Origin of the sequence: Biformimicrobium ophioploci, assembly GCF_030270605.1 — a bacterium.
Lineage (GTDB): Bacteria > Pseudomonadota > Gammaproteobacteria > Pseudomonadales > Cellvibrionaceae > Biformimicrobium > Biformimicrobium ophioploci.
The window spans coordinates 504,013-519,751 of record NZ_BSYJ01000003.1 but is presented as its reverse complement, the minus strand read 5'-3'; the positions used below and the strand labels follow the sequence as shown (position 1 = coordinate 519,751).

The window sequence follows — 15,739 nt, the reverse complement described above, 5'->3', positions numbered from 1 at the left end:
TACCCGATAAAAATGAAAAAGCACATCACCAAGACCATCGCACTGTTCGCACCCGTTTTCCTGCTTGCACCGTTCGAAGGACACGCTGCGGAGACCCGTTATATCACCGACCAGTTGCACGTACCTGTGCGCGCGGGAAAGGGCAATGAATTCCGCATCGTTCACCGCGGCCTACCTTCAGGCACCCAAATGGAGCTGCTTGAGGACGCCCCCGATGAGGGCTGGGCCCGTATCGTCACCAGCGGCGGCACAGAAGGCTGGGTACGCCGCCAGTACCTGGTCAGCGAGCCGGTCGCCCAGCTGAAGCTTGCTGAAGCAGAAGCACGCCTGCAACGCTTTGAAAAACTGCAGGGCAATCTGGGCGGCGAAGTCCGCCGCCTGGAAGACGCCAATAACCAGCTGGCCGCCGAGCTGGAGACCACCCGCCAGACGGCCAGCACCCTGGACAAGCAGCTGCGCGAACTGCGCGCCATCTCGGAAGATGCAGTAAACCTGCACAAGGTGCACCAGGACCTGCTGGAAAAGCACGAGCTGCTGAAACAGAAGTTCGTTATGTCGTCGGCGGAAGTCCAGCGGCTGGAAAAGGCTGACGCACACAAATGGTATGCCTACGGCGGCCTGACCCTGGCCGGAGGATTCTTTCTGGCCGTGATTGCACCGCTGCTGATGCCGCGCCGCAAGCGCCGTCATTCCGAGTGGGCCAACTGACAAGCTACCCACCAGCCGCCTGGCCCGTCGGGTCCGGATAATTGGGTAATGGAACTCCCCCGGTGACGGATTGTGCCGCACCGGGGTCGTCGCCAGACGAACATAAAAGGAAATTTGCAATGAAGAAACTGCTGATCGGCCTCGCGGCCACCCTGCTCGCCTCAACCGCACTTGCAGAACCGGTTTTCGTTGAACTGAAGACAGACTTGGGCAACGTCAAGCTCCGCCTGGACAAGGACAAGGCGCCCCAGACGGTGGAAAACTTTCTTCAGTATGTCGACAGCGGCTTCTACAACGGCGTCATTTTCCATCGGGTGATCCCCGGCTTCATGGCGCAGGGCGGCGGTTACACTTTCGACTTCCAGAAAAAGGAAACCCGCGAGCCGGTTGTGAACGAATCAGCCAACGGCCTGAGCAACGTCCGTACCTCGGTCGCCATGGCGCGCACCAATGATCCGGACAGTGCAACCGCGCAGTTCTTTATCAACCTCGTGGACAACAAGCGCCTGGATGGCAGCAAGGACAAGCCGGGCTACGCCGTATTCGGGCACGTTGTCGAGGGCATGCGCGTGATCGACCAGCTGGCAAAAGAGCCGCGCGGTATCTATCGCATGTGGCCGGACGCACCAAACGTGCCGGTACGCATCCTCGAAGCGCGCCGTGTCGAATCAGCGGAAGCGCGCAACGCCTCGAACGACACCACGCAATAAGCCCCTCCCACAATATACTTGTTGCAGTGTCGCGCGCGCGACACTCAACCTTCCAATTCCCGCTAGCAACGGAAGCACCAATGACGATCGCACTCAGTGTCAACCTCAACAAGATCGCCCTGATCCGCAACTCACGTGAAGGTGACTACCCCAGTGTCGTCGCGCATGCGGAAACCTGTATCGCCGCCGGCGCCCACGGTATCACTGTGCACCCGCGTCCGGACCAGCGACATATCCGCCCCGACGACGTCCGCGCACTGGCTGCACTCTGCCGCCAAAAGGCGGGGATCGAATTCAATGTCGAGGGCAACCCGTTTGCGCCGGCCAAAGGCAGCTACCCGGGCTTCATTCCGCTGGTGCTTGAAACCCGCCCGGACCAGTGCACGCTGGTGCCGGACAGTGACGACCAGCTCACGTCCGACCATGGTTTTGACCTGAAAAGCAGTGGCGACAAACTGCGCCCGGTAATCGCGCAGCTCAGGGATGCCGGTATGCGTGTGAGTCTGTTTATGGACCCGGATATCGAACAGATCAGCCTGGCAAAGGACGTTGGCGCAGACAGGATTGAACTCTATACAGGTCCGTTTGCCTGGGCCGCACAACAGCAGTCCGCCGACTTACCTGCCCTGCTGCAGGCGCACAAGGATGCGGCCCAGCACGCGCTGGATATCGGCCTTGGCATCAACGCCGGTCACGACCTCAACCTCGACAACCTGCCGCTTTATCGCGAGGTACCGGGCTTGCAGGAAGTCTCCATCGGCCATGCATTGACCGTCGACTCTATTGCGATGGGCATGGCGAATGCCGTTAGAAAATACCGCGTCTGCCTGGCCGGAACCTGAAAGCATGGGCAACACTGCACCGCCCCGCCTAAACATCATCGGCGCCGGCCACCTTGGCCAGACGCTGGCGCACCTGTGGCACTCAGCCGCTGTGTTCACTATTGGCGAAATTGTGAATCGTACTCTGGAAAGCAGCGCCCGCGCGGCGGGCTTTATCGGTGCCGGCACAGCGGCAGAAAGCCTCAATGCCTGCGCGCCAGCGGAATTCTGGCTGATCTCCGTCCCGGACAGCGCGATTGCCGAGGTTGCTACCGCGCTCGAGGCGCACCTGTCGGCAAACGCCTCGGCAGGCGACTCCAGGCCTTGCGTCTTCCATTGCAGCGGTGCCCTGTCATCGGAGGTTCTTGCTGAACTGGCAGAGTGCGGTTGCGAGGTGGCGTCGGCCCACCCGGTACACAGCTTTGCTACCCCTGAAAAATCCGTGTCGCAGTTTACCGGCAGCTGGGTGGCACTGGAGGGACCCGCTACAAAATTACTGGAAACGCGCTTCAGCGCCATCGGCGCGCACTGTTTTCACCTGCAGGCGAGCGATAAATCCCTCTACCACTGTGCCACTGCCATCGCCTGCAATTACCTGAGCGGACTGATGGATTACAGTTTCAGTGTATTCGAACAGGCCGGCATTCCGAGGGAGCAGGCCGCGCAGCTACTGGCGCCAATCACCGCACAGACACTCGACAACAATATGCAGCTGGGCCCGGCGCGTGCACTAACAGGCCCTATTGCGCGCGGTGACGCCGCCACTGTACGCGACCACCTCCGGCAACTGCAGGCCCGGGGACTGAACCCCGACCTGTACCGCAGCCTAGGCCAGCAAACCCTGCAACTTGCCGAGCGCAACGGTAAACTCAGCGAGGAACAGGTTCGTGCACTGCGCGAAGCCCTGTCCTGAACGGCACCAGCAAGAAACTGCCATGCAAGACTCCGAAGACTACCTCAGGAAAAAAGCGTTCTTTGACAGCCTGCTGACCATCTACGGGCGCAAGCCCGTGCTGGAGGCACTGCAGGATGAGAGTATTCCCGCCTACAAGCTGCACCTGGCGCAAAGTAATCGCGACGATAGCGTTGTGCGCGCCATTCGCGACGCGGCCGACAAGCGCAATATTGAAATCAACCTGTGCGACCGCAAGGCGCTGTCGCGCATATCCAGAAATGCCAAGCAGGACCAGGGCGTGGCGCTGGACCTCGCCCTGCCACATTACGGTACTGCGGATTCTTTCCTGAATTCGCTTCCTGCCAGCTTTGAGCTACTGGCCCTGGACGGCATTACCAACCCGCAGAACCTGGGCATGATCATCCGCAGCGCCTGCGCCGGCGGCATCGACGGAATCCTGTTGCCGCAGAAAGGCTGCGCGCAAGTGGATCCACTGGTGATCAAGAGCAGCGTCGGCACCGTATTCAAGACCCGCATCCTGCGCTGCAAAACCCTGCACGATACCCTTGCACGATTCCGCGAAGCGGGCACAGAAGTCATCGGGCTTTCTTCCCACGCGAAACGCACGCTGTCCGACATTGGTGGGAGCGGATGCAGGATCTTCGTGCTGGGGAATGAAACCCACGGCGTCAGTGACGCGGTCAGCCGGATTTCCGACAGCAGCGTCAGAATTCCGATGCAGAATCAGGTAGAGAGCCTCAATGTGGCAGTCACTGCCGCGCTGATCGCGTTTCGCAAACAGCTCTAATCCGGCTTTGCCTCAACGTCGACCCGCACTGACAACAGCCCACGAGAAAACAGCAGGCAGACAAAGGCCACCAGGCTGGCAATTGCCGCCCACAGCATGGTGCCCAGCGGCGCAGAAAAGTTACTGATCCAGCCGGCCAGCAAGGCACCTATCGCCGCACTGCCGAACAAAGCCAACTGGTATATCGAAATAACCCTGCTGCGAAATTCCGCAGGCGCCAGTATCTGCACCAGCGCCCTGCCGAGTGCAGCGGAAGAAGCCGCCACTGCACCCCAGCAACAGCTCAGCAACACCAACCCCAGGGGGGTCGGCCCGAAACTGATGGCGAGTAAAATCGCCGCGCTGTACAGCAGGCACATGGCAATCCCCCGCCCTGGAGAACTGCCCTGACCGCGCTTCAATAACATCAGCGAGGCGACAACTGTTCCAGCAATGAACGACAGTTGCAGGCCGGCGTAATAACTCACTTCTGAGGTGTAGGACGCGGCCAGCAGCGGCATCACTACCAGAAATACGCCGATATGCACCAGCCCATTGAATGCGACGAGCAGCACCAGGGTCCGCAGTGTGTGTGTGCGCCATACCAGCGCCAGCCCGGAGCGCACGGATTGCAGCATGGGGGCGTGTTTACGCTCCATCTCTGCAGGCGCCCTGTTACGGAGCAGGAAAAAAGACGAGGCTGTCAGAGCCAGCAATGCGGCCTGGATAAACAGCAGTGGCGGTGCGCCGATCCGGTCAAACAGTCCTGCGAGCAATATGCCTATGGCCTGTCCGCCATACTGCACCAGCAGCATCCAGGTCACCGTATCCTGGATACCGGTATCGCCACGGTCGCGGGTCACCCGACTCACAAGCCCATCCCTGGCGGGCTGTAGCAGCGCTGTGGCCGTACCGAGGCTGATCGCATAGGCGAACAGCGCCCCCAGGACGACGTCACCACCGGAGATATAAAAACCGAACAGCAGGTGACAGAACCCCAGCAGCAGTGCCGCGCCTGTACTGATCCGCGCGGGATCGACGCGATCTGCCAGCGCACCCGCCGGCAACAGGAATACCAGATTGGGTAACAGTACCGCCGCCTGTAACCAGCCCAGCTGGATCGGGGTGATGTTTACAAGGGAAATTGCCAGCCAGGGAAGGAGCACAATCTGCAGGCCGGTCGCGATGGCACTGCAGCTGTAACCGGTCAGAAAACGTCGCAGCGATGCCCGGCCGGCACCGCCAGTGTGTATCGGGCCATTACTCATCTCAGCTGGTTGCTTCCTGCACTGATGCGCGGGAGGCCGGCCAGAAGGTTTTCAGCAGGCGCGCAAGCTGTTGTTCGGCAGTACTGTCATCAAAGTACGCGGCTTTTTCGTAGGCCGCGGTAATACTGTTTACCATACCACCCCAGTGCGGCGCGACCCGGCAGATACGCAGGGCATAATCCCGTGGCGACTCGCCCTTTTCACGCGGCAACCCTGCTCGGGCCAGGCGCTGGCAGAAGCGCCGGTAGAGTCGCTCCGGCCGCGGCGCGGGCTTACCCCGATTAATGAGGTGCAACCACGCCGCCAGCACCACCAGCGCGATACCGAAAACGCTGCCAAGCGCCAGCGCAATACGGCGGCCACTAACCTCACCCAGCAGGCGCGTAAGCAGGCCTTCCTGCTGGTCCGCGTCAAACGAAACCACAGACCGGTACCAGCGGTAGTTCAGCATATCCCACTGGATACGCAGAGCATTGAGCCAGCCGATGTGACTGAACTCGATCAAGCCAAAATCCTCCGCGCGGAATTCTTCCGGCAATGCATTCTGCAGCCCGTCCAGTACCCGCTCGGGCGCCACCGCAGCCGTCGGGTCCACTCGGGTCCAGCCCTCGCCCGGCAGCCATACCTCTGCCCATGCATGCGCGTCGAAGTCGTGCACAATCATGTAGTTCTGCTGCTCAATCCATTCGCCGCCCAGATAACCGGTCACCACCCGCGCCGGGATACCCGCCGCGCGCATCAGGTAGACGAAACTGCCGGCGAAGTGCTCACAGAAGCCCGCGCGTGATTCGAACAGGAACCCGTCGACACTGTCGCGGCCGAGCACGGGCGGGTTCAGGGTGTATACGAAAGACTGGTAATATTCACCGAGTGCAGCCTGCACCACTTCGTGTGCATCCATCCCGTCTTTACGCCAGCTTTCCGCCAGCGCCCGCGCACGTTCGTTACCGCGACTCGGCAGCTGCAGGTTGATCTCCCGCTCCACCTCGGAAAGTCCCGCACCAGCGGCAATGCCGGCGCTGCCTGGCCAGCTGACAACCTCGTACGCCATACGCTTGGTAACGGGACGGATATAGGCGAGCAGGTTCTCGGGTTTTTCACCCACACCGCGAGTGTCCGATTCCGGCTGTGCGAGCGCCGGCAGCCAGGTCTGGCGGGTCGGCTCGAGAATCACCTGGTAATGGCGCGCATTACCGCTGCGATCAATATCCTCGCGCCGGGACTTCCAGTACACCTTGCCGCCCAGCAACGGGTCGACCCGGTGCCCCTGGGTCCACTTGCGCCCGTCGAAGTGACTGAATACCAGCGCACGCCAGTAGCGCTCGGGCGGGGCCGGTGGCGCCATGCCGTCAGCAAAGGTCACGCGAAACGCCGGCCGCGCTGACTTGGACAACTTTCCGAATGCGCCGGGCTCCATCGAATCGCTGAGCCCCGTACTGGCTTCCCCGCCGGTCTGCGGCACCGACCACATGGGGCCGAGGCGCGGCAACACGATGAAAAGGATCAACATCAGGGGCACCGCCTGCAGCAACATCTTGCCCGCGCGCTTGAGCGTGCGTCGTGGCGCGGCGGCCGAGGCCGGGCTGTTCATTGCCAGCAGGGCCGCGGTGGCCAGGACGATACAGCCCAGCGCATAGACGGCCTGCGGAATGCCCTGCTCAAACAATAAATGGGTCGCGGCCACAAAAAATGCCAGCGACACGATAAAGAAGGCATCGCGCCGCGTTGCCAACTCAACGTTCTTGAGGGTAAACGCCACCGCCAGCAGGGTCACGAGAGGCTCCAGTGCATACCAGCGCTTGAACGTCAGGATCAGCCCGGCAGTGCAGCCCAGGATCAGGACAAACTTGACGAAATTTCCGGGCAGTTCCCATTTTCCGAGATAGACCTGCAGGCGCCAGTAGGTAACCCCGATCCAGCACGCGAATACCCACCACGGCAGTGTCAGGGCATAGGGAAGGAGCACCGCAGCCTGTACCACCAGGATCCAGAGCAGTGTGTCGCGCGGCAGGAGTGAACGCAATTCGGTCATGCCGCTCCTCCCTGCCCCAGCGGGTCGCGGGCACCGCGCACGGGGAAACGTGCAAGGGCCTCCAAAATTTTGTTCAGGTGGGCACGGCCCTTATCCGGCTCGATCAGTTTATTTGGTATGCGCAGGCCAAAAGCCAGTTGCTGGCGATGCGCCTGCAAGGCCCAGTCGCAGAGTAGCGACAGGCGGGTTTCCACATCCCGGCCCGGCAGGTAGTCCCAATCCAGCCACAGGCGCTCATCGCGATAGGATTCAAATTCCTTGCTATAGAGCTCGCGTCCGCGCGCGTATTGCTTCCACGCGACCTGCTTCAGGGGGTGCCCGGGCTGGAAGTTTTTCAGGCCGGCAAAATCATCCATGCCGGCTATGGTGCTCTTTTCCTTGCCCTCCCCCGACGCAACCCCCACTGGCAACGGACCCGCCGGCAACGGGCGCGGGTATACGAGGAACTTCGCATCCAGGTCGAGGTGGCTCCAGCAACGAAAGATGCCAAGCGGAAAACTGGACTCAATACAAACCCGCGGCGCACTGACCAGGCCGCGCTCCAGCACCGGCAACGCCAACTGGAATTCCGTACTGCCCTTCTCCAGCAGGTCCACCTCCACCGGAACCTCCCCCGGCCAGTAGAGCCCAATCCGCTCACGCGGCTGTTTACCGCGACGCTCGATTCTCAGGTTGGCCACGGCGTGCTCACCGGCAAATGCAGGCTGTGTGCCACGCAGTGCTACCGTCACACCGGAGAGATTGGAGAAGGTGTGCAGGGGAACGACAACAAACAGCCCCAGCAGCAGGAAGGTCAGGCCAAGAATGACATTATTTTCGTAATTCGTGCCGAGCAGCCACAGCCCCAGCAGTATCACCAGGAAGCCGAGGCCAGCACGAGTGGGAAAAACGAAAAGGCGGGAATGATCCAGCGTGACCCGGTGTGCCGGCGGCAGGCGCTTGCCAAGCCAGGCTTTCACCCGCGCCTTTATCCAGCCACGCAGGCCATCACTCGACGATTCACGGACATTCCCCGCAATACTCCTGCTTGCCATGTCAGGCGGCGATCACATCGACCTGGTTCAGCAAGCGATCCACCAGGGTGCTGTCCGAACTGCCATCGGTTACTGACTGCAGCCTGTGCGCGGCAACTGCGGGAATAACAGCCTGGATATCTTCCGGGATCACATGGGTGCGCGCATGCATCAGTGCCCATGCCCGAGCGGCATGCAGCAGGGCCAGTGCGCCCCTGGGGGAGAGGCCGCAGGCGAAGTCCGGGCTCTGGCGGGTGTGCTGCACCAGACGCTGCAGGTAATCCAGCAGGCTTTCGGTTGCCTTTACCTGGGACACCATAGCCTGCATTTTCTGCAGTGTTTCCGGTTTGATACGCGGCTGCAGGCGGGCCAGCTCAGCGCGTGAGTCCACTCCGGAATAGAGCGCCCGCTCTGCTTCCGGGGTTGGGTAACCAAGCGAAATCCGCATCAGGAAACGATCGAGCTGGGATTCCGGCAGGCCGAAGGTACCGGATTGCTCCAGCGGGTTCTGGGTGGCAATGACAAAGAAAGGTTGCGGGAGCGAGCGCGTCTCCCCGTCCACCGTTACCTGCCCTTCTTCCATGGCTTCCAGCAGCGCACTCTGGGTCTTGGGCGAGGTACGGTTAATTTCATCCGCCAGCAGCAGCTGGCTGAATACCGGCCCTTCATGAAAACGGAAGCTGCTACTTTCACGGTCAAAAATGGAAACGCCGACAATATCTGCTGGCAGCATATCGCTGGTGAACTGTACGCGCTTGTAGGACAGCCCCATTACGGCGGCAATGGTATGTGCCAGTGTGGTCTTGCCCATGCCTGGCAGGTCTTCAATCAACAGGTGACCCCTTGCGAGCAGGCAGGCAATTGCGAGCTTGATCTGGTGTTCCTTGCCCAGCAAAACCTTGCCGACATCAGCCACAATGGCGGGAATTATTTTCTGCACGTCTTACCCTTTATTTTCCCCGAACCCGGCAGCGGGCCGATTATTATTCTGCGCCCCGCCCCATACTGCGGGAGCCGGGCGAAACTGCACCAGCCTCAATGATAGGTGGGCCACAGCGGGCTGCCGTGGCGCCAATCACATTTGGCGGCAAACACCTCCTGCTGGCGTGACCCGCATCCCCCTACAGGCGTGGGTCTGCACATGCGCAGGGACTCAAGCGTCCAGTAACGCGAACCCGCGTGCGAGGTCTCCCTGCAGGTCCTCGATATTCTCAAGGCCCACTGAAACCCGGATCAGGTTCTCCGTTATGCCCGCCCGGGCCTTCTCTTCCTCACTCAGGCGTCCATGGGTGGTGGTGGCCGGATGCACGATCGTGGTTTTTGCATCTCCGAGATTCGCAGTCAGTGACATGATTCGGGTTGCATCGATCACCCGCCAGGCCGCGTCCCGTCCACCTGCGACCCGGAAACTGAGCACCCCGCCAAACGCGGTTTGCTGCGCCCGTGCCAGCTCATGCCCCGGATGGCTTTCCAGCCCCGCATAGTTTACGCCCTCCACCTGCGGCTGTTCCTGCAGCCAGCGCGCCAGCTGCATTGCGCTCTCAGAATGCGCGCGCATGCGCAGCCCCAGAGTCTCCAGTCCTTTCAGGAATACCCAGGCGTTGAAGGCGCTCATGGTCGGCCCTGCCGTACGCAAATAGACCACCAGCTCTTCCATCAATTCACGGCGACCCACAGCGACACCGCCCACGCAGCGACCCTGGCCATCAAGGTATTTTGTCGCGGAGTGCACGACGATGTCCGCCCCGAGCTTGAGCGGCCTCTGCAATGCCGGGGTGCAGAAGCAATTATCCACTACCAGCAACGCACCCTTTGCGTGCGCGATATCCGCCAGGGCCTTTACGTCCGCAACCTCGCACAATGGGTTGGAGGGCGTTTCCAGAAAAACCAGCCTGGTCTTTTCGTCTACTGCGGCCTGCCACGCAGACATATCGGTCAGGTCTACAAACTCGACCTCGACACCAAACTTCTGCATATAGCGGTTGAACAGTGCGGTGGTGGTACCGAACACACTGCGCGAACAGACCACCTTGTCACCAGCAGACAGGAAAGCCATGCACACGCTGGTAATAGCGGCCATGCCCGACGCCGTGGCCACTGCCGCTTCGCCGCCCTCCAGCGCCGCAATACGTTCCTCGAACATGCGCACAGTCGGGTTGGTATAGCGGGAGTAGACATTCCCCGGGCGCTCGCCCGAGAAACGCGCAGCGGCTTCCGCCGCAGAGGGAAAGACATAACTGGAGGTCGGGAACAGCGCTTCGGCGTGCTCGCCCTCCGGGGAGCGTATCTGACCGGCCCGCACAGCGAGGGTTTCCAGTGCATAGCCATCGTCTTCGAACATGGTTCCTTCCTGCCAAATCAACTTCTTAATATTCAGGCCCGATACTAACCATTCAGGTAGCGAGTGAACAGAGGTGTCGACGGGATCCGCTACCACGGAAACAAAAACGCCGGGAAGATCCCGGCGTTTTATCAACTGCTGAGGAGCGAACTCAGATTACGGCGCTCTGGCCGGCCCCGTCACCCGCAGCTTTCTTTTCCTTGGCCGCATCGCTGCGCGCCTGGTCGAGCGCCGCGAAGTAGTCATCATCGACATCGCCGGTGACATAGGTACCGTCAAACACCGAGGTGTCGAAGCCATCGACCTCGGTATTGCCCTCGGCGGATGCCGCCACCAGGTCCTGCAGATCCTGATAGACCAACCAGTCCGCACCGATCTCGTCCTGCACCTCTTTCTCGGTACGGCCTGACGCCACCAGCTCGGACGCGCTCGGCATATCGATACCGTACACATTCGGGTATTTCACCGCAGGCGCCGCCGTGGCGAAGTACACCTTCGCAGCACCTGCTTCACGCGCCATCTGTACGATCTGCTTGCAGGTGGTGCCACGCACAATCGAGTCATCCACCAACAACACATTCTTGCCGCGAAACTCCAGCGGAATCGGGTTCAGTTTCTGGCGCACTGATTTCTTGCGCTGCTTCTGCCCCGGCATGATGAAAGTCCGGCCGATATAGCGGTTTTTCACCATACCCTCGCGAAACTTCACCCCGAGCTTGTGCGCAACTGCCTGGCCGGCCGACCGGGATGAATCCGGGATCGGAATCACCACATCGATATCGTGGTCCGGGCGCTCGCGCAGGATTTTTTCTGCCAGATATTCACCCTGGCGCAGGCGCGCCTTGTGCACGGAAATGCCGTCGATGATGGAATCCGGACGGGCGAAATAGACATGCTCAAAAATACACGGGTGCAGTTTCGGGTCCTCTGCGCACTGCTCCGCGTGCAGGGTACCGTCCAGCTCGATGTACAGCACCTCGCCCGGGCGCACATCGCGCACGACCTCATAGCCCAGTACATCCAGCGCAACGGATTCGGAAGCCACCATGTATTCTGTGCCGGCATCGGTTTCACGCTTGCCGTAAACGAGCGGGCGGATGCCGTTCGGATCGCGAAACGCGACAATGCCATAGCCAACGATCAATGCCACGCAGGCATAGCCGCCGCGAATGCGCTTGTGCACCGCACGCATGGCTTCGAAGATATCCTCCGGCGAAGGCTGCAGCTTGCCCTGCTTGTGCAGTTCATGGGCAAACACGTTCAGCAGTGCTTCGGAATCGGAATCCGTATTGATATGGCGCAGGTCCTGCTGGAAGATTTCGTCGGCGATTTCCTGCACATTGGTAAGGTTACCGTTGTGCGCCAGTGAAATACCGTAAGGGGAATTCACATAAAACGGTTGCGCCAACGCCGGGCCGGAACTGCCCGCGGTTGGGTAACGCACGTGGCCAATACCGAAATTACCGGTCAGGCGCTGCATATGGCGCGTCCGGAAAACATCACGCACCAGGCCGTTGGCCTTTTGCTGGCACAACCGGTTGCGATCACAGGTCACGATGCCGGCGGCATCCTGCCCACGATGCTGCAACATGGTCAAAGCGTCATACAACTGAAGGTTGACGTCGCTTTTGCCAACAACTCCCACAATGCCACACATAGAAAACAACCCCTTAGCGGTGCGTCAAAATAACTTTACGACATATTCCTTGGCAGCACCCATCGCGCCCAAGGCCCAGTCTTCAAACTCGAGAAAATGCGGAATCAGTACAGACTGGGACCACCAGCCGTCCTGCTCGACCGGCAGCAGCATCGGCGCCAGCATCAGGAGCGCCAGCACGATCATACCGCCGCGCAACATACCAAAAACCAGGCCGAGGGTCCTGTCGGTTCCACTCAGGCCTGTCGCCTCGACAAACGCCGAAACCGACATATTGAGGCCGGCGCCCGCCAGCAGGGTAAAAACAAAAAGAATTGCGGAGGCCGCCAGAACCTGCAACGACGGTGTGTCCACAAGATTGGTCAGCAGCGGCGCCAGGGAGTCACGGAAAGTGACTGCAACAAGAAACGCGGCCACCCAGGTAGCCAGGGAAATGACTTCTTTTACAAAGCCCCGAGAGAGGCTGATTAGCGCAGAGATCAGGATGATCCCGAGAATAGTCCAGTCCGCCCAGTTCATTCGAGCTTCCGCAGTCGCTAAATAAGGAGCGGCATTTTACCAGAGGGGGAATGTCGCGCCCAGAAAAAAGCAGGACCAGCGGTTAATTTTTAACCGCCAATCTCGAGCACTAAGCCTTGAAGCGCAGAACCAATGAGTCGATCTTGAGCAGCTGGTCCAGCTCGCGCTTGGCTTGCACCGCTGCCTGCCGGTCAACCTTGGGACCGACAAACACCCGATACATATTGCCCTTGCCGGTTTTCGCGAGGCGTGTGTAGGCCCTGAAGCCGTCGCCCATCAAGCGGTCGCGCAGCTCCCTGGCCTGCCCCTCCTTGCGGTAGGACGCAACCTGCACCACCCAGGCATTGGGCATATCGCTGGCGTCCAGAATTGGCTCGGGACTGACAGGGGATGATGACTCCACGGTTTCGGTGACCGGCTCGGCATCGGCTTCATCCGGCTGAAAAAGCTCCTCCGGCTGCGGCGGCATGGCAACGCCTACAGGCCGCTGCGGCTCGGCGATCTCGACCACTGCCATCTCGGGTGCCGGCGGTATGCGGGAGGTCTGGTCGATATAACGCCCGCCCTCACGATCGAACAGGCTCGGCAGGAAAATCACGGCGAGCGCCGCCAAAACCAGGGCGCCCACAAGCCGCTGTCGACGCCCGTCGTGAATCCGGTTTTCTTCAGCCACCCTGACCCCGCTCCCGTAGATACTGCAATACTTCCGCAACGGTAAAGAAAGAACCGAATACAAGCAACCTGTCTTCACTCGCCATGGACCGGCAAAATTGCTCGAGCCCCACTCGCACACTGCCAAAGCGGTGGCACGCCCCTTCCACAGCAACACTCTCGACGGCAGAACCGAGCTGCTCCAGTGTCGCTGCACGCGGGTTGCCGGGCAGCGGCGCCACGCCCCAGGTGCGCACCTGCTCCCGCAGCGGCTGCAGCAGCCCCGTGAGGTCCTTGTCGGCCATCGCCGCGAACAGCGCAAAGGTGCGGCCCTTGCAGTCGCTACTATCCAGCCATGCCGCCAGATAGCGGGCCGCCTGCGGGTTGTGACCCACATCCAGAATCACCCTCCGGCCCAGCACCTCAACCTGCTGGCAGCGACCGGGTAGCGTCAGCCCCGCCAGCACGGAATGAATCACCGCAGGTTCCGGCAGCGCAGCGGCAAGGGACAATGCCGCAAGAGCGCTGGCAACACTGGCCGGCGGCAGCTGCAGCACAGGCAACGCCAGCCTGAGGTCATTCAGGTGCCAGTGCCAGCCATCTGCAACCGGCTGCATCGAGAACGCCTTGCCGGCCTGATAAAGTACCGCGCCCTTTTCCTTCGCAACCTGCGCCACACTCGCCGGCGCGTGCGGATCCCCGATAATGGCAAACTTGCCGGCGCGGAATATTCCCGCCTTTTCGCGCCCGATTACCTCGATGTCGTCGCCCAGCCAGTCCACGTGATCGATATCGACACTGGTCACTATGCCGATATCGGCATCCACCAGGTTCACCGCGTCCAGGCGCCCACCCAGCCCGACCTCTAACACCGCGAAATCCAGGCCGGCATTGGAGAAAATCAGTAAACCGGCCAGCGTCGTGTATTCGAAATAGGTCAGGCTGGTTTCCCCGCGCGCAGCCTCTATGGCCTCGAACGCGGCCACAATCTCAACATCGCCGACGCACTCGCCATTGACCCGGATCCGTTCGTTGAATGCCAGCAGATGTGGCGAGGTATAACTACCGACGGAGTATCCCGCAGCCCTCAACAATGCACCAGCCGCGGCAACACAGGAGCCCTTGCCATTGGTACCGGCGACGGTGATTACCTTGTTCGCGGGTTTGCCGAGCGCCAGCCGCTCTGCGACAGCGCGGATGCGGTCAAGGCCCAGGTCAATTTCCGAGGGGTGCAGTTTTTCAAGGCGCTGCAGCCAGCGCTCAAGCTCTGACATGGCTTAGCTTCGATAAGTCTGGAATCTGCGCAGGGTAATCCCGAACCGGGAGGTCGGCAACCGCCTGCTGGCGGCTGCCGTATGCGGGGGCGTCAGGCTGGCGCGCCGCTCAGCTTGGACAGCAGGCGGGCAAGCGTATCGCGCATGTCCTTGCGCGCAATAATCATGTCGATGGCACCGTGCTCCAGCAGGAATTCACTGCGCTGGAAGCCTTTCGGCAGTTTCTGGCGAATGGTCTGTTCGATGATATTCGGGCCGGCAAAACCGGCGCGCGCGCCCGGCTCGGCAGCATTGATATCACCCAGCAATGCCAGGGATGCGGACACACCGCCGTACACCGGATCTGTCATCACCGAGATAAACGGCACACCCGCCTGCTTCATTCTTTCCAGCACCGCGGAGGTCTTGGCCATCTGCATCAGCGAGATCAGCGCCTCCTGCATACGCGCACCACCGGTTGCCGAGAAACACACCAGCGGAATGCCGTTTTCCAGCGCTACCTGGGCTGCGCGGGTGAAGCGCTCACCAACCACGTACCCCATGGAACCGCCATGAAAAGCAAACTCAAAGGCCACCGCAACCACCGACTGCCCCTTCAGGGTGCCGCGCATGGCCACCAGGGCATCGTCCTCACCGGTCGCTTTTTGCGCCTGGGTGAGACGATCCTTGTACTTCTTCACATCCTTGAACTTGAGACGATCCACCGGGGTGACATCCGTCGCCAGCTCCTCGCGGCCTTCCTCGTCCAGGAAAATATCCAGACGCCTGCGCGCACCGATGCGCATGTGGTGGTCACACTTGGGGCAGACATCCAGGTTGCGCTCAAGCTCGGGCCGGTACAGGCTCGAGTTACATTTGACGCACTGCTTCCAGACCCCTTCAGGTACCTTGCTTTCGCCCTTGCGGCGCTCCGTACGAATCACCGACGGGACAATCTTTTCAAGCCAACTCATTGCAACGCCCTTTCGTTCATTTTGCCGTCTGCGCCTTTACGCCTGCACAAAAAACCGGCGTATGACCACGACATCCAATCGCGTAATTCTAGTGCCGCCATGCTGCGCGG

The 15,739-nt window shown here is 60.8% G+C and carries 15 protein-coding genes; 5 read left to right on the top strand and 10 right to left on the bottom strand.

Annotated elements, in window-relative coordinates; all coding sequences use genetic code 11:
• Positions 1-12 precede the first annotated feature (12 nt).
• The 5 genes from QSJ80_RS09010 (at position 13) to QSJ80_RS08990 (ending at position 3,942) form a co-directional block, all read left to right on the top strand.
• Positions 13-708, top strand: a complete 696-nt coding sequence (locus QSJ80_RS09010; protein ID WP_285764105.1) for a TIGR04211 family SH3 domain-containing protein — start codon at positions 13-15, stop codon at positions 706-708.
• 119 nt (positions 709-827) lie between these two features.
• A complete protein-coding gene (locus tag QSJ80_RS09005) occupies positions 828-1,418 on the top strand; it encodes a peptidylprolyl isomerase (RefSeq protein WP_285764104.1) in 591 nt (196 codons plus the stop codon).
• A gap of 80 nt (positions 1,419-1,498) precedes the next feature.
• Complete coding sequence (locus QSJ80_RS09000; protein ID WP_285764103.1) at positions 1,499-2,260, top strand: pyridoxine 5'-phosphate synthase; 762 nt, start codon at positions 1,499-1,501, stop codon at positions 2,258-2,260.
• Positions 2,220-3,152: a Rossmann-like and DUF2520 domain-containing protein gene (locus tag QSJ80_RS08995; RefSeq protein ID WP_285764102.1), complete on the top strand. Its 933-nt coding sequence runs from the start codon at positions 2,220-2,222 to the stop codon at positions 3,150-3,152. The genes QSJ80_RS09000 and QSJ80_RS08995 overlap by 41 nt, the downstream gene beginning before the upstream one ends.
• Positions 3,153-3,174: 22 nt before the next feature.
• On the top strand, positions 3,175-3,942 hold the full coding sequence (locus tag QSJ80_RS08990; protein WP_285764101.1) for a TrmH family RNA methyltransferase: 768 nt from the start codon (positions 3,175-3,177) through the stop codon (positions 3,940-3,942).
• Here the strand turns inward: QSJ80_RS08990 and QSJ80_RS08985 are convergent.
• The 10 genes from QSJ80_RS08985 to accD form a co-directional block, all read right to left on the bottom strand.
• Positions 3,939-5,189, bottom strand: a complete 1,251-nt coding sequence (locus QSJ80_RS08985) for an MFS transporter (protein ID WP_285764100.1) — start codon at positions 5,187-5,189, stop codon at positions 3,939-3,941. The genes QSJ80_RS08990 and QSJ80_RS08985 overlap by 4 nt on opposite strands.
• Position 5,190: 1 nt before the next feature.
• The gene (locus tag QSJ80_RS08980) at positions 5,191-7,221 is read right to left on the bottom strand and encodes a transglutaminase TgpA family protein (RefSeq protein ID WP_285764099.1); all 2,031 of its coding nucleotides are present in this window, start codon (positions 7,219-7,221) and stop codon (positions 5,191-5,193) included.
• Entirely contained in the window at positions 7,218-8,255 is a 1,038-nt protein-coding gene (locus QSJ80_RS08975; protein ID WP_285764098.1) for a DUF58 domain-containing protein, read from the bottom strand. The genes QSJ80_RS08980 and QSJ80_RS08975 overlap by 4 nt, the downstream gene beginning before the upstream one ends.
• Before the next feature lies 1 nt (position 8,256).
• Positions 8,257-9,174: an AAA family ATPase gene (locus tag QSJ80_RS08970; RefSeq protein WP_285764097.1), complete on the bottom strand. Its 918-nt coding sequence runs from the start codon at positions 9,172-9,174 to the stop codon at positions 8,257-8,259.
• A 213-nt stretch (positions 9,175-9,387) separates the two neighbouring features.
• Positions 9,388-10,575, bottom strand: a complete 1,188-nt coding sequence (locus QSJ80_RS08965) for an O-succinylhomoserine sulfhydrylase (protein ID WP_285764096.1) — start codon at positions 10,573-10,575, stop codon at positions 9,388-9,390.
• A 151-nt stretch (positions 10,576-10,726) separates the two neighbouring features.
• Positions 10,727-12,232, bottom strand: coding sequence for an amidophosphoribosyltransferase (gene purF, locus QSJ80_RS08960; RefSeq protein WP_285764095.1), 1,506 nt, complete (start codon positions 12,230-12,232; stop codon positions 10,727-10,729).
• A 24-nt stretch (positions 12,233-12,256) separates the two neighbouring features.
• Positions 12,257-12,751 (bottom strand): CvpA family protein, encoded by a 495-nt coding sequence (locus QSJ80_RS08955; RefSeq protein ID WP_285764094.1) that lies wholly within the window; start codon positions 12,749-12,751, stop codon positions 12,257-12,259.
• 109 nt (positions 12,752-12,860) lie between these two features.
• Entirely contained in the window at positions 12,861-13,424 is a 564-nt protein-coding gene (locus QSJ80_RS08950) for an SPOR domain-containing protein (RefSeq protein ID WP_285764093.1), read from the bottom strand.
• Positions 13,417-14,676, bottom strand: a complete 1,260-nt coding sequence (folC, locus tag QSJ80_RS08945; RefSeq protein WP_285764092.1) for a bifunctional tetrahydrofolate synthase/dihydrofolate synthase — start codon at positions 14,674-14,676, stop codon at positions 13,417-13,419. The genes QSJ80_RS08950 and folC overlap by 8 nt, the downstream gene beginning before the upstream one ends.
• Before the next feature lie 92 nt (positions 14,677-14,768).
• Positions 14,769-15,629 carry an acetyl-CoA carboxylase, carboxyltransferase subunit beta gene (gene accD / locus QSJ80_RS08940; RefSeq protein WP_285764091.1) on the bottom strand — a complete coding sequence of 287 codons (861 nt, stop codon included), beginning with the start codon at positions 15,627-15,629 and terminating at the stop codon, positions 14,769-14,771.
• Positions 15,630-15,739: the final 110 nt, after the last annotated feature.

Coding starts and splice junctions, on each gene's coding strand:
- QSJ80_RS08990 (WP_285764101.1), top strand. CDS start 3,175: ATGCAAGACTCCGAAGACTACCTCAGGAAAAAAGCGTTCTTTGACAGC.
- QSJ80_RS08975 (WP_285764098.1), bottom strand. CDS start 8,255: ATGGCAAGCAGGAGTATTGCGGGGAATGTCCGTGAATCGTCGAGTGAT.
- folC (WP_285764092.1), bottom strand. CDS start 14,676: ATGTCAGAGCTTGAGCGCTGGCTGCAGCGCCTTGAAAAACTGCACCCC.
- purF (WP_285764095.1), bottom strand. CDS start 12,232: ATGTGTGGCATTGTGGGAGTTGTTGGCAAAAGCGACGTCAACCTTCAG.
- QSJ80_RS08980 (WP_285764099.1), bottom strand. CDS start 7,221: ATGACCGAATTGCGTTCACTCCTGCCGCGCGACACACTGCTCTGGATC.
- QSJ80_RS09005 (WP_285764104.1), top strand. CDS start 828: ATGAAGAAACTGCTGATCGGCCTCGCGGCCACCCTGCTCGCCTCAACC.
- QSJ80_RS08995 (WP_285764102.1), top strand. CDS start 2,220: ATGCCGTTAGAAAATACCGCGTCTGCCTGGCCGGAACCTGAAAGCATG.
- accD (WP_285764091.1), bottom strand. CDS start 15,629: ATGAGTTGGCTTGAAAAGATTGTCCCGTCGGTGATTCGTACGGAGCGC.
- QSJ80_RS08965 (WP_285764096.1), bottom strand. CDS start 10,575: ATGTTCGAAGACGATGGCTATGCACTGGAAACCCTCGCTGTGCGGGCC.
- QSJ80_RS09000 (WP_285764103.1), top strand. CDS start 1,499: ATGACGATCGCACTCAGTGTCAACCTCAACAAGATCGCCCTGATCCGC.
- QSJ80_RS08955 (WP_285764094.1), bottom strand. CDS start 12,751: ATGAACTGGGCGGACTGGACTATTCTCGGGATCATCCTGATCTCTGCG.
- QSJ80_RS08985 (WP_285764100.1), bottom strand. CDS start 5,189: ATGAGTAATGGCCCGATACACACTGGCGGTGCCGGCCGGGCATCGCTG.
- QSJ80_RS09010 (WP_285764105.1), top strand. CDS start 13: ATGAAAAAGCACATCACCAAGACCATCGCACTGTTCGCACCCGTTTTC.